The sequence below is a fragment of the Ancylomarina subtilis genome, assembly GCF_004217115.1.
Taxonomy (GTDB): Bacteria; Bacteroidota; Bacteroidia; order Bacteroidales; family Marinifilaceae; genus Ancylomarina; species Ancylomarina subtilis.
The window spans coordinates 2,066,144-2,080,412 of the sequence record NZ_SHKN01000001.1; the positions used below are offsets into that span (position 1 = coordinate 2,066,144).

At 38.5% G+C, this 14,269-nt stretch carries 10 protein-coding genes; 5 read left to right on the forward strand and 5 right to left on the reverse strand.

Translation table 11 applies throughout. The annotated features are described in order from the left end of the window. Positions 1 to 38: 38 nt before the first annotated feature. From EV201_RS08430 to EV201_RS08450, 5 genes are all read right to left on the reverse strand, one after another. Positions 39 to 2,261, reverse strand: a complete 2,223-nt coding sequence (locus EV201_RS08430; RefSeq protein WP_130307149.1) for an amino acid permease — start codon at positions 2,259 to 2,261, stop codon at positions 39 to 41. A gap of 54 nt (positions 2,262 to 2,315) precedes the next feature. Next, positions 2,316 to 3,515 (reverse strand): [FeFe] hydrogenase H-cluster maturation GTPase HydF, encoded by a 1,200-nt coding sequence (gene hydF, locus EV201_RS08435; protein WP_130307150.1) that lies wholly within the window; start codon positions 3,513 to 3,515, stop codon positions 2,316 to 2,318. A gap of 28 nt (positions 3,516 to 3,543) precedes the next feature. Then, the gene (locus tag EV201_RS08440) at positions 3,544 to 4,710 is read right to left on the reverse strand and encodes a sigma-54-dependent transcriptional regulator (protein WP_130307151.1); all 1,167 of its coding nucleotides are present in this window, start codon (positions 4,708 to 4,710) and stop codon (positions 3,544 to 3,546) included. Between the two features lie 36 nt (positions 4,711 to 4,746). Beyond that, entirely contained in the window at positions 4,747 to 5,703 is a 957-nt protein-coding gene (locus EV201_RS08445; RefSeq protein WP_130307152.1) for a Ppx/GppA phosphatase family protein, read from the reverse strand. Positions 5,704 to 5,860: 157 nt separating this feature from the next. Then, on the reverse strand, positions 5,861 to 6,925 hold the full coding sequence (locus EV201_RS08450; RefSeq protein ID WP_130307153.1) for a putative type IX sorting system protein PorV2: 1,065 nt from the start codon (positions 6,923 to 6,925) through the stop codon (positions 5,861 to 5,863). Positions 6,926 to 7,074: 149 nt separating this feature from the next. On the opposite strand from EV201_RS08450, the gene EV201_RS08455 reads away from it, so the two are divergent. From EV201_RS08455 to EV201_RS08475, 5 genes are all read left to right on the forward strand, one after another. After that, entirely contained in the window at positions 7,075 to 7,812 is a 738-nt protein-coding gene (locus EV201_RS08455) for a CDP-alcohol phosphatidyltransferase family protein (RefSeq protein WP_207224417.1), read from the forward strand. 391 nt (positions 7,813 to 8,203) lie between these two features. Beyond that, positions 8,204 to 9,337 (forward strand): cytochrome c3 family protein, encoded by a 1,134-nt coding sequence (locus EV201_RS08460; RefSeq protein ID WP_130307154.1) that lies wholly within the window; start codon positions 8,204 to 8,206, stop codon positions 9,335 to 9,337. Positions 9,338 to 9,387: 50 nt separating this feature from the next. Further along, entirely contained in the window at positions 9,388 to 12,354 is a 2,967-nt protein-coding gene (locus EV201_RS08465) for a 4Fe-4S dicluster domain-containing protein (protein ID WP_130307155.1), read from the forward strand. A 20-nt stretch (positions 12,355 to 12,374) separates the two neighbouring features. Beyond that, positions 12,375 to 13,730, forward strand: coding sequence for an NrfD/PsrC family molybdoenzyme membrane anchor subunit (nrfD, locus tag EV201_RS08470; RefSeq protein WP_130307156.1), 1,356 nt, complete (start codon positions 12,375 to 12,377; stop codon positions 13,728 to 13,730). Between the two features lie 12 nt (positions 13,731 to 13,742). Then, on the forward strand, positions 13,743 to 14,261 hold the full coding sequence (locus EV201_RS08475; protein ID WP_130307157.1) for a DUF3341 domain-containing protein: 519 nt from the start codon (positions 13,743 to 13,745) through the stop codon (positions 14,259 to 14,261). Positions 14,262 to 14,269 lie beyond the last annotated feature (8 nt).

The following is a 14,269-nucleotide window of genomic DNA, read 5'->3' on the forward strand; positions in this document are numbered from 1 at the left end:
TAATCAAAGTCGTAGGATTGAATGATTAACAATCCCCATTACTTGATTTTAATTTTTTTGTAGGAACTCACAAAAAGGATATTCCCCATATCATCGAATCCGGTAAAGAGATCCAACTTATCGCGATCAATATCTTCTCTATTGAAACCTAGAATCGTTAAATCAGCATCCATCGATTTGTTCATAATTTCCTTCTTCTTATCCGTGTGATCAATTCCAATCAGCTCAATATTACTCGACGAAATTGGCAACTGTCCTGAACGAATTAAACTCAACAACTTGCCTTGTTCCTTTTCCAGATCTTTTTCAGGATACATCGCAAAAATCTTAATCATGCTTTTCTTCCAATCCGGATGCCCTTGAATAATATAGGCCAACAGAATCATCAAATTCGCATTCTCATAATCTTCCGATCCAATCCAGATATGAATCTCTTTGTGATAGCCAAACCCTTTATAAGAAGTATTCAAAATGCAAACATCAAATTGAGTTGACTCAATCAAATCGTAATTGTCAATCACATAATTCAGTTGCTTGGGTTTTGTGCGTGAGTACTCAAACAGAATCGAGTTATACCCATGTCCGGATATACCTGAAAGCTGCATCACCTGGGCAATAGCCGAAGTCATCGAAGGACTGATAATGGTATCCAAGAAAACACGATTTCGACTTCCTGATGCCAGATGAATCAATCGTTTCATCACTTTTTTCGATTCGTCATTGGTTTTCTCATTCAAAAAACCATCTAAGTAGTGAATATAGGTTCCAAAGCCGTACTTATAGGAAATCCATCGCAATAAATCGAAAGCTGAACGGCGCTTGAACGTATCCTGAGAAATACAAATTGCAAAAGGTCTCCAACTCACTTCACGATCGACTTTTTCCGCTCGTTGAGCAAAAATCTGTAGGTATCGACTCAACTGAAAAACAACCCCTCGGAAAAGTTTGGCCAGGCCTCGATGTTCCTTATTACTCACATTGATGCCATAATAAATAACCCCCATTATTAATAATGAAACAACGGCATAAACCATATTCATTTTAAACATGATCCAGAACGAAAGAATGGCTCCCATCAAAGAAAGGTACCAACGCGAACGAAAGGTTGGTCGATATGAAGGGTCAGCGGCAAAATGCTCAAGAAATGAAATCATACAAATGGCACCGTAGGTCACCATAAAAAACATTGAAATGATCTGAGCAACAAAATCAACATCACCAACCAATATAAATACAAAAGCAATAACAATTGAAATAACCGAAGCATTTAACGGCTCTTTCGTCTTTCTATTCTCGGTTTTCAACCATTTATTTAAACCTTTCTGGGGGAAGATATCATCCATCCCAATAGCCTGTAAAGTACGTGGAGCCACCATAATAGAACCTAAAGCCGATGAGAGAGAAGCTGCTGCCAAACCAATAGGAATAATTGGCCCCCATATCGCAATATTACTCATGATAAGTTGATTGCTATCCAGGTCTTCGGGACTAGCTGAAACCGTAAATTTATAAGCTGCCAATAAGTAAATTATCAAGCCCCCTATAGTTGCCCATATGGTTCCTCTGGGAATTGATTTCTTTGGATTTTTCAGATCGCCAGACAAGCCCAAACCTGCTGCAAGACCTGTAAATGCTGGAAATATAATGGTAAACACATAGAAAAAACTTTTCGGGTTCTCAATGGTTGCATCCAAAACAATATCCTGAGGTGCATCTGCCGGCGAACCAATAAAAAACATAAAAAGAGATGTTGCCAGCGTTGCCACAACAATATACAAAACCTTCATTCCCATATTTGAGCCTCTCCATAAAAATAGACCCGAAAGCAAAACCATTGCCGGAACAGAAATGGCTCTTTTATCATAAATTAACCAGCCAAAATTGTGAGCGATCCACTGAATGACTGGGTCAAAAGCTTCGGCAAAAGCAATGATATAAAATGCAACCGATATAGCTTGTGACAGATAGAGTGTAATTCCAATTGCTGCCCCAATATTCATTCCAAAAGATCGGGATATGATGTAATAGGCTCCTCCCCCCAACACCTTCTGATTGGTTGCAATTTCAGCAACGGCCATTGCGGTAGGAATGGTAATCATATGTCCTAAAATAATGATTCCGATAACACCAATAAAACCGACATTCCCAACAGCCCAGCCAAAGCGTAAGAAAAGAATAGCACCCAAAATGGTCGATATTGCCGTCATGAAAACGGGTAATGTCCCAAAATTAGCAGTGGGTTTTGCAAAATTATTAGCCATGTATTTTAATGAGTTTCAATTTAAGAATAGTGTACAAAAAAAATCAAAGTGAAATTAAAGCTTAAACGGTTCGACAGCTCTCTGGTAAATTCCCTGTACATAAGCAATGGCCAAACCATAGTTACTCACAGGAATCCCGGCTTCAATTGCAGGTAAAAGTCGATTCCGAATTTGTTTCTTGGTAATCATACAGCCTCCGCACTGAATCACCATGGCATAATCAGTAATGGGACGTTGAATGGCATCCAAACCTGAAACAATATCGAATACCAACTCGCAATCGCAATATTTTCTCAACCAAGCCGGCAGTTTAAACCGACCAATATCTTCACAGGAAACATGATGAGAACAGGATTCCAAAACTAAAACCCGATCACCACTTTTCAAGTCATCAATCTTTGGAGTCCCCTTTAAATAGTTTTCAAAATCACCCTTTTGTCTCGCTAGAACCGTACTGAAACTTGTCAGAGGAATATCTTTGGGTACTAATTGGCCTGCCAAATCGAATATCTGACTGTCGGTAATAGCCAACTTGGGTTTCACATTGGTATTTTTGAAAAATTCGGTCACCTGATCTTGCTGCAAAACAATATTCACACAATGGTTATCCAAAACATCTCGTATCAATTGAACTTGTGGCAAAATCATTCGTCCAGCCGGAGCTTCAGAGTCAATCGGGCAAATCAGCATCACCACGTCGTTAGGTTGAATTAAATCGCCAATAATGGTTTTAAAAACCTTGGACGATTCCGGTGCCGTTTTCTTTATAAGCTCAATCACCTCTTCAAAATTATCCGGCTTGATTGTCGAAAAATCGATCACTGAGGTTTTGTATGTTTCCTCCAGATCTGCTTTTAAATCCGCATTAATTTTGTTCTGATCAGACTTATTGTGAATGATAAAAAACGGTGTCTTATAATAGTCAAATTTCTTAATTAAGTCCTTTTCAAAATCACCAAATTCATTATCTGCAATCACCAGTATCGCCAAATCGATGGTAGAGATCGAATGTACGGTTTTTTCAATTCGCTTTGCTCCCAAATCGCCAGTATCGTCAATTCCTGCCGTATCGACCAGAATAACAGGAGCATAATCAAGAATCTCAAATGATTTCTTAACCGGATCGGTTGTCGTACCCGCCGTATCAGAAACAATGGCAATTTGCTGATCGGCCAAAGTATTTATTATGGACGATTTTCCCAGATTTCTACGCCCGTAGATACCGATATGTGTTTTATGATCTTTAGTCTTCATTAAGTCTTATTCTAATAATTCTCTCCTGCTAATTTTTATTTGCACCTGCATATAGTTTAATATCCTCTAGTGTGATCTCTTTCCCACCTAAAATAATTAAACGCTCAATAATATTCCGAAACTCACGAATATTCCCAGTGTAATCAAATTTTAAAAGCTCTGCAATGGCATCTTCTGCGATCGATTTTGGAGGCAATCCCATTTCATTACAAATCAAGTCAATAAAATGCTGGGCCAATAGAGGAATATCTTCCAATCTTTCATTTAAAGCTGGAACTTTAATCAGAATGACGCTTAATCTGTGATATAAATCTTCACGGAATTTCCCCAACTCAATTTCATCGGAGAGATTCTTATTGGTTGCTGCAATCACTCTCACATTCACCTTTATTTCCTTATCGCCACCAACACGCGTAATTTTATTTTCCTGCAAGGCTCGTAACACTTTAGCCTGAGCGGACAGACTCATATCGCCAATTTCATCCAAAAAAAGCGTGCCGCCATCGGCTAATTCAAACTTACCTTTACGTTGTTTATGAGCCGATGTAAAAGAGCCTTTTTCATGACCGAACAATTCACTCTCAATCAATTCAGAAGGGATTGCTGCACAATTCACTTCTACAAACGGGCTTTTTAATCGATTACTTTTTTCATGAATTCGATGTGCTACCAATTCTTTTCCGGTTCCATTGGGTCCCGTAATCAAAACACGTGCATCCGTTGGAGCAACCTTTTCTATCATCTCATTCAATTCCATGATGGCTTTCGATTCGCCAATCATATCGTATTTCTTACTAACCTTTCTTTTTAAAACTTTGGTTTCAGTCAGTAAAACAGCCTTGTCTAAAGCATTTTTAATTGTGATTAAGATGCGATTCAGATCCAAAGGCTTTTCAATAAAATCGAAAGCGCCTTTTTTAATAGCCTCAACCGCGGTATCGATGTTTCCATGTCCTGATATCATGATAACGGGCACATCAAATGCAATTTCCTGCAACTTTTCAAGCACCTCTATCCCATCCATTTCGGGCATTTTAATATCACACAGAATCACATCGAATTCATTATCATTGACCATTTTAATGGCCTCCATGCCATTCTCGGCAAGACTTACCTGATAGTTTTCGTATGATAAAATATCTTTTAACGTATTACGGATACTTCTTTCGTCATCAACAATTAAAATTTTTGACATGCTATAGTATTAAATAATGATCTAATTTTTAAAATTCTAGTCTGAAGATACTGATTTTTCCGATTGTTTTATCCTCTTAATGTAATCAAATAAAGCCCCTTCCTTCAATGCATATGCCGATTGAAACAAAATGGACACACCGCTTTCCTTAACCAGAAAATTAATAAAGATGCTGGCAATAACCATCAAATGAACTCTTGCCATATCCATACCTTGCATCTGCATACGTTCTTCAAGAGTCGAATTCAGAAAACGTTGATGCAGACTATTAAAATCTTCCAGCTTAATATGATAATGTGTTTTATCAGTCTCCATCTCCATTTTTTCTTCAGCAAGCAGAACCTGACGCAGAGTTGAAAAAGAACCCGATGACCCGATCAAGGTTTTGACAGAATAGGTTTGAAAAGCTTCGATTAAATCACGAAGTTGTTCCTTAAGAAAAGTTTCAATATTTCTTAACTCATCTATTTTGATAGGGTCAGAAGGTTGAAATTGTTCAAGCAAACGCGTCATCCCAATAGGATAAGACTTCTTCCAAAATATTTTCTCTGAGTTGGCAATAATAATTTCATTGCTGCCCCCACCAATATCAAGAATCGCAACAATCTCCTCATCCAAACCAACTGCCTCACGAGTTCCATAGTAAATTAACTCCGCCTCTCTGTTACCTGAAATAATCCTCACATCGATATCAAAATCACGACGAATTTGGGTGACAAATTCTTCCCCATTTTTAGCTGTGCGAATAGCAGAAGTTGCAAATCCAAAGGTTTTAACCGATTGATATTCGGTTATAATCTGTTTCATCTCAGTCAGAGCCAAATGTGCTCGCTGTTTAGCCTCTTCAGTAATATAATTCTGGTTGATCCCCCCAGCACCAATTTTTGCCGGATATTTAGATCTATGGAGTATATTGATTTGCATATCAACTGTAATTTCAGCGACAAGCAAATTAAATGTATTGGTACCCAAATCGATAATTGAGATACGCATATGAGAATGAGTTTTCAGTTAAAAAATAGCTCTTACAGGTATCGAAAGTAGTGAAAATTCAGAGCATAACAAGTTAAAAAAACTCTGGAAGAAAGGAAAAATGAATCAAATGATTCTCGGTCTCTAATAGCTACATCATCTCAACCAATCATCGAGATTAATTAAAGGTATAAGACAGTGAAAAGACATTTGAATATTTGGCTATGGACTGATCTCCAATATCAGTCAGTGCGTAATCTAAACGAAACCCCTTGTAATGAATTCCCAAACCCAGATTAGGCTGAAACACAATTGACTCTTTCTGATTAAAATCCATTTCACGTTGGATGTTTCCCACACCCATACGTAAATAAATAAGAGATTCATACCGAAATTCCAAACCCAAATGGGGATCCACACTCATAGGGTCACCTTCTACTAAAACATGGCGTTTCCCATCAAAGGTTAGATCTGCATCCAACTCTGCCAAAACAGAAACTTTGTCTGTCAATGTAAAATCACGACTCACGCCCAATATCAATCGGGGTAAAGTAATCTCCGTTGAATTCTCTGGAATTTCGTTTCCTGTTATATCGTAAACCTGTTCCAGATTGTCGGTTTTGAACACCCAGGCATTAAAGGTCGAGCTGGCATCCCTCAACAAAGCTCCCAATTGCCAATTGCCCCGTTTATAGCTTACAGCCGCGTCAATACCAAAACCGTAAGCTGAAGCAAAATCACCCGTATGCCGATAAATCACCTTCACATTCCCTCCGATTGACAAACCTTGAACCTTGGTATTCCTGGCATAAGAAAATAGGAAAGCGTAGTCAGCAGCCGAAAAAGTCGTCACTAAATCGTAGCGAACATTTCCATCCTTATCAATCAGTTCAAGCGTATTGGGAATATCATCAACACCAAAGCGAATCACACTAAAAGCCAAAGCGCTTTTCTCATCCAGTTTAATTCCCAAGCCCGCATAATCGTATGCTGCCATCCCAGCAAAATATTCAGCGTGCATAACCGAAACGTCATATTTCCTATTCAATCCTACCAAATTGGCAGGATTCCAATAAGCAGCCTCTACACCTCCTTGCGAGGCAACAGCAACGTTCCCCATTGCAAAAGCACGGCCTCCAATTCCCACCGAAAGGAATTCATTACTGTATTTAGGCGCTGTGGTTTGAGCTAATAAGGTCAATCCTGAAAAAAAGAAGAATATTAAAACTAGGTATTTCTGCATGCTATTGTCTTTGAACGAAAGGTAAAAATACAATGCTTTTTTAATTCGACGACATTCTCCTCCAAACTTTTCATTGCATTCCGATTTTTAGATTAATTTTGCAATGCTCATTGTACTGAGCAATAGCTATTGATCAAAACCCACTTAAAATGTCAATTACAAAACATATTCCCAACACCATTACCTGTTTAAATATTTTTTCAGGATGTGTTGCCAGCTTATTAGCCATAGAAGGTTATCTATTTCCGGCTGCCCTTTTCATTATACTAGCAGCTGTTTTTGACTTTATGGATGGTCTGTTTGCCAGACTACTGGGAGCTTACTCTCCAATGGGAAAAGAGTTGGATTCATTGGCCGATATGCTAAGTTTTGGTTTTGCACCAGCATGCATCGCTTTTTCTTACCTGCGTCTAGCCGTTCTGGGAGATAGTGGAGCTGCTTTCTCTCCTGAAAGCTTAAGTTATTCGCAAATAGCCATTCTCTTATCAGCTTATCTCATTTCAATCTTTTCAGGATTGCGATTAGCCAAATTTAATGTTGATACCCGCCAGACCAGTTCGTTTATTGGTGTTCCAACTCCGGCAAATGCCATGTTTTGGGCCTCATTACCCATTATTCTGCATTTTGGTGATTACCCAATGATTGAAAGTTTGCTTTCGAACCAATGGCTTATTATTTCAGCCGTTCTTGTCACATCATACCTGCTGGTTGCTGAAATTCCGATGTTCGCACTAAAAGTTAAAAGTCTGAAATGGCAAGAAAATCAGATTCGCTATTTATTTCTAATTACTCTGGTAATTTTAGCACTACTGCTTAAGTGGTTGGTTATCCCTCTTATTCTCTTTGTTTATATCTTGTTCTCATTGATTGATAATTTAAGAAAGTAATAAAGCCAAACTTCAAAATATTTCGAAGCCCTCATTCCAGCGAATGAGGGCTTTCTTATTTATGAATCGCTCTATATCAATAATTTTTACAGGAAACACTTGGCCTTAATTATGAACCATTTTCCCTTTTATAATGCAGGTCAAATTTCTCATGATATTCCTCCAAATAGGCATTAACCAAAAATAATTCACGAGATAAAATCAATCTTGATATTCTATATTACAAAATTTTAAAAGCGGAACTGTGATTAATTAAGTAAAATTTATAACTTGTAAGAGGAGTATAATTATTTAAGGACTAAATCATTTCAAATTTATTAAAATAAAAACTGATTCCTTAGTGAGCAAATAGACATCATATTTATATAAAGCATTTGTAAATCATTCTACCATGAGTAAACTTTGCCTTTTCATTTCTATTGTCTTTTTTCTTCTGACGATAAAACCCTCCTTTTCAAAAAATCAGAATAACGAAAAACACGAGAAATCTGAACACAATTTTTTGGAATCATCAAAGCAAGGGGAACGTTTATTTAAAGGCTTATTACTCAAAAGAAGTAAATTAAAAACATGTATTTCTTGTCATAACCTCGCCCATTCTGACACACTTAATTGGAATCCGTCTGCATGGGATATCGCTCATAGTTTTTCTGAAAAAGAAATCTCTGATTTCAATTCTGTAATAAATAATCCCATCGCGAAAAAGATGTCAGAGGTACATGCTGGCTTTCAATATAGCGATGAGGAGTTGGGGCATTTAAAAAACTATTTACTGAAACTAAAACATGATGGTACTCCGAAAACAAAACCTGTTATAAATAATCTCATCCTGTTTTTGTTTCTGGGTTTGCTTATCACTCTTGCCTTAATCGATTTGTTTTTCACGAAAAAGATCAAATACAAGTTCATTCCGATTTTTGTTTTTTTAATAGCCCTGGGTTATCAAATGAAAATGATAGGTGAAGATGCTATGGCTCTCGGACGAAATCAGGATTACGCACCGGATCAGCCCATAAAATTCTCTCATAAGGTACATGCAACCGATAACAAATTAGATTGCAGGTATTGCCATACAGGAGTTGAAACAAGCAAATCGGCCCTTATACCTTCTGCCAATGTTTGTCTTAACTGCCACCTTATTGTACGCGAAGGGCGATATTCTGGCAAGTTCGAAATCAATAAAATTCATGCCGCCATTGAAAACAATAAACCTATCAAATGGGTCCGAATTCACAAACTGCCTGATTTTGTTTTCTTCAGTCACGCCCAACATGTAAAAGTGGGTAAACGAGAGTGTCAGGAATGCCATGGCGAGGTTGAAAAAATGCATATTCTCAGACAGGTTAAAGACCTATCAATGGGCTGGTGCCTGGATTGCCATGACAAAACCGTTGTTGATTACAATCGCAACCACTATTATACAAATTCATTTAAAAAATTACATGAGGAATTAACCAAAGGGACCATTGACAGTCTTCGAGTTAAAGATATTGGTGGACGTGAATGCGGACGTTGCCATTACTAAACTAAGGTGAGCCTAATTAAGCTTAAGATCGAACCGAAATAACCCGAAATATGAAAAAATACTGGAGAAGCCAGCAAGATAAAGACTTCGATTCTGAAATCAGAAAAACGAAACATGAACCCAAAGGAAATTTGGAACAAATGTTAGATATTTTTGAAGATGGAACTGTTGAAGCTAAGAGCAATCGCCGTGATTTTCTAAAACTCTGTGGTTACAGTTTAGCAGTCACAACCTTGGTGTCAAGCTGTGAAAATGCGGTACAAAAAGCCATCCCCTATCTGAACAAACCTGAAGAAATAACCCCTGGAATTGCCAACTATTATGCCTCTACTTATATCAACGGGAGTGATTATGCCAGCATTCTGATCAAAACGCGCGAAGGTCGTCCCATTAAAATTGAAGGAAATGATTTATCCCCCATCAGCAATGGGAGTTGTTCTGCACGGGTTCAGGCCTCCATTTTAAGTTTATATGACAGCTCTCGTTATCAGTTTCCACAAATCGATAATAAAAAAGTTTCCTGGGATGATTTTGATTTAGAGATTATCAAAGCCCTGGAAGCTAATAAAGAAAATCAAATCGCATTATTAACACCGACCATTTACAGCCCCTCTACCAAAAAAGCCATTGAAATATTCACAAAAAAACATCCAAATATCAGTTGGATTCAATACGATACTCAATCGGCTAGTGCCATTTTAAAAGCGCAAAAATTATGCTTTGGAAAGGAAATTATTCCTGATTATCGATTTAATAAGGCAAACCTCATTGTCAGTTTCGATGCCGACTTTCTGGGTAGCTGGATCAACCCAAGCGAATACATCAAAACCTATACCGATGCCCGAAAATTATCTGACTCGCTCAGTCAAATGTCAAGACATATTCAATTCGAGTCGAGAATGAGTTTGACCGGAAGTAATGCCGATGAAAGGCATGCCATAAAACCATCGGAATTAAATCTTTTGATTGCTCAACTTTATAATGAAATTTTAAGTTTAAAGGGCAAACCGACTTATCACATAACGCCGCCTTCAACTGTCATAAAAGAGCTTGCGAAAGACTTAATTGAAGAACAATCTCATGCTTTGGTTGTTTCGGGCAGTCAGGATTTGAATGCACAAATTCTGATTAATGCAATCAACTACGAAGTAAATAGTTTTGATTCCTGCATTAGTCTCGATACACCATTGCTCAATCGTCAGGCTCATGATGAAGAAATGAATATACTCTTAAATGATCTTAATTCGGGACAGGTAAAAGGTTTAATCTGTTACCATGTTAACCCGGTATATAATCATCAAAAAGGAAACGAATTTCGAAAAGCTATAGAAGCACTTCCTTTTAGTCTGTCCATACACGAGGCCCCTAACGAAACCTCATCGCTAATGCAATTCGTCGCACCCGATAATCACTATTTGGAAAGTTGGAACGATGCTGAAATAAAGCAGCATTCATTCAGTTTAATGCAACCTGTCATTCATCCTCTTTTCGATACGCGTCAATTTCAATCATCTCTGCTGAAATGGTCGAATCAAGAGAACGACTACCACAGCTTTCTAATGGACACTTGGAAAACAAATCAATATCCGTTGCAGAAGACTTATACCAATTTTAAATATTTTTGGGATCATACACTTCAGGAAGGCGTATTCCAAACAAGACTTGAATCGAAAGTAAAAGTCCGATTTGCCGATATTGACATTCAAAAAGTGATGAATCATATCAGCAACAAAAAACAAACACCTGATACCGAAATTCAGCTTTACGAAAAGGTCTCTATGGGGGATGGCAGCATGGCTAATAATCCCTGGCTGCAGGAAATGCCCGATCCGGTCAGTAAAATATGCTGGGATAATTATTTAAACATTTCTCCCAAGCAAGCTAAAGAACTTGGTGTTGAAACCGGCGATTTCGTCAGGTTTGAGTCTAACATTCAATTACCTGTAAACATCTTACCCGGACAGGCCTACGAAACTGTTTCCATTGCAAAAGGGTACGGTCGCGAAACTTGCGGAAAAGTCGGTAAACAAATCGGAATAAATGTGGCTCAACTAGTCAATTTTAAAGATGATTTGAGTCAGGATTATTCATTAATCAAACTTGAAAAAGCCGAAGGCAAATATGCTTTTGCAATGACTCAAACTCACCATTCTATGGAGGGGAGATCTCTTGTTCGGGAAGCCAGTCTTGAAGACTATAAAAAGAATCCTGCAGCAGGAAATGAGATTGATCATCAATACGATGATGCCGGTATCTATAAAAAACCGGAATTCCCTGATCACCGCTGGGGATTAGCCATCGATTTAAATGCCTGTATCGGTTGTGGTGCTTGTACCATTGCCTGTCAGGTAGAAAATAATGTACCTGTGGTCGGTAAAAAAGAAGTCATCCGGGTTCACGAAATGTCGTGGATTCGAATCGATCGCTACTTCTCCGGCAATGAAGATAAACCCAAAGTCGTTTTTCAACCCGTTATGTGCCAGCATTGTGACAACGCGCCTTGTGAAAATGTCTGTCCTGTAGCGGCAACTAATCACAGTCGTGAAGGGCTAAATCAGATGATTTATAACCGATGTATCGGAACCCGATATTGTAACAATAATTGCCCGTACAAAGTTCGGCGTTTTAATTGGTTTGATTTCACAGGGGCCGACTCCATTCCAAACAATCGGCACGATGTTACTGATATGACTCTGGATCTGAAACGAATGGTGCTCAATCCTGATGTGACCATTAGAGCCAAGGGAGTTATGGAAAAATGCTCTCTTTGTATTCAACGCATTCAGGCGGGTAAACTAAAAGCCAAACTGGAGAATCGTCCCGTAAAAGATGGCGACATAAAAACCGCTTGCCAGCAAACTTGCCCGGCAGGAGCGATTCTATTCGGTGACTTAAACGATAAAGGAGGTCAATTATTTAAAGTTACCTCCAGCAAACGCAACTACCATCTGTTGGAAGAAATTCACACGCTTCCTTCAGTCAGCTATCTCACAAAAATTAGAAATATAAAGAGTTAAACCCACTAGAATATTGCCCTATGTATGTATCTCCGGTTCGAGAACCTTTAATAAAAGGAAACAAAACTTACAGCCAAATCACCAAGGATATTGCCGCCCCAATTGAAGGCAAACCCGGCAAGGCTTGGTATATGGGACTTGCCTTGAGTTTATCAGCCATGTTTTTTGGTCTGGCAATGATGGGTTATACCGTTTGGCAAGGCATCGGATCCTGGGGACTCAACCGAACCATTGGCTGGGGCTGGGGAATCACCAACTTTGTATGGTGGGTCGGGATCGGACATGCCGGAACTTTTATTTCAGCGATTCTACTACTCTTCCGACAAAAATGGAGAACCAGTATCAACCGATCTGCTGAAGCTATGACCATATTTGCGGTCTTATGTGCAGGTTTGTTTCCCCTCATCCACATGGGACGACCACTACTGGCATTTTTTGTATTCCCCTATCCCAATACACGTGGCTTGTGGGTCAACTTTAACTCTCCCCTTTTATGGGATGTTTTTGCTATATCAACCTATTTACTGGTCTCACTCTTATTTTGGTATATGGGCCTGATTCCCGATATCGGAACCATGCGCGACAGGGTGAGTTCAAAAGTGAAAAAATACATCTACGGATTACTAAGTTTTGGTTGGACGGGCTCGGTAAAACACTGGCAACGACACGAAAAACTAAGTCTCATACTAGCAGGTATCGCCGCACCTCTTGTTCTTTCGGTTCATAGTATTGTAAGTGCTGACTTTGCCACCTCTATTGTTCCGGGCTGGCATACCACCATATTTCCTCCATACTTTGTAGCTGGAGCCATCTTTTCTGGTTTTGCCATGGTACTCACTTTACTGGTAGTTACACGTAAAGTATTGAATTTAGAAAGTTACATCACTCTGGCGCATATTGAATCGATGAATAAAATCATTATTGCTACAGGGTCTATCGTTGGTATTGCCTATATGACCGAACTCTTTATTTCCTGGTACTCTGGTGTCGAATTTGAACAATATGCCTTTTTAAACCGAGCCACGGGACCTTATTGGTGGGCCTACGCCATCATGATGACTTGTAATGTGATTTCACCCCAATTGTTATGGTTTCGAAAACTCAGGCGAAATCTCGCATTTACTTTTATCCTCTCCATTTTTATTAACATCGGTATGTGGTTCGAACGCTTTGTTATTATTGTAAGCTCATTGCATCGCGACTACCTTCCATCAAGCTGGTCGATGTATTCGCCAACAATTGTTGAAGTTGGAATCTTTATTGGGTCACTCGGCATCTTTTTTTCTTGTTTTCTCTTATTCATTCGGGTTTTCCCAGTGATTGCCATTGCTGAAGTTAAAACAGTTATTAAAAGCTCCGGGGAAAAAAGAACTTAAAAATGAAACGCTATGAAAAGATATATTTCGGCCTATTTCACTGATGAAGAAAACCTACTAAGAGCTAGCCAAACTTTGATAGAAAAGGATATTGCAATTCTTGACGTTTTAACACCATTTCCAGTTCACGGATTGGATAAAATTTTAGGATTGAAAGAATCAAAAATACCCACCGTCGGGTTTATTTCTGGCGCAATAGGAACAATTTCTGCTTTTGGGTTTCAAACCTGGGCTTTTGTCGTTGATTACCCCCTTTTCATTGGAGGTAAACCTCATTTTTCTATTCCTGCCTTTATCCCAATCACCTTTGAAATCACTATTCTATTTGCTGCCCTCGCCATGGTTTTTGCTTTCCTTTTCAGATCACACTTGGGGTTTGGAGCCAAAAACAAAATACACGACGAAAGAATAACTGATGATCGTTTTTTAATCATTATTGATGCTAATGGAAATGAAGAGCACTATAATAATGTTAAAACTATTCTAGAAAAAGAAGATGCTCATGATATTCAACTCAAAGAGAATAACTAGAAAATACA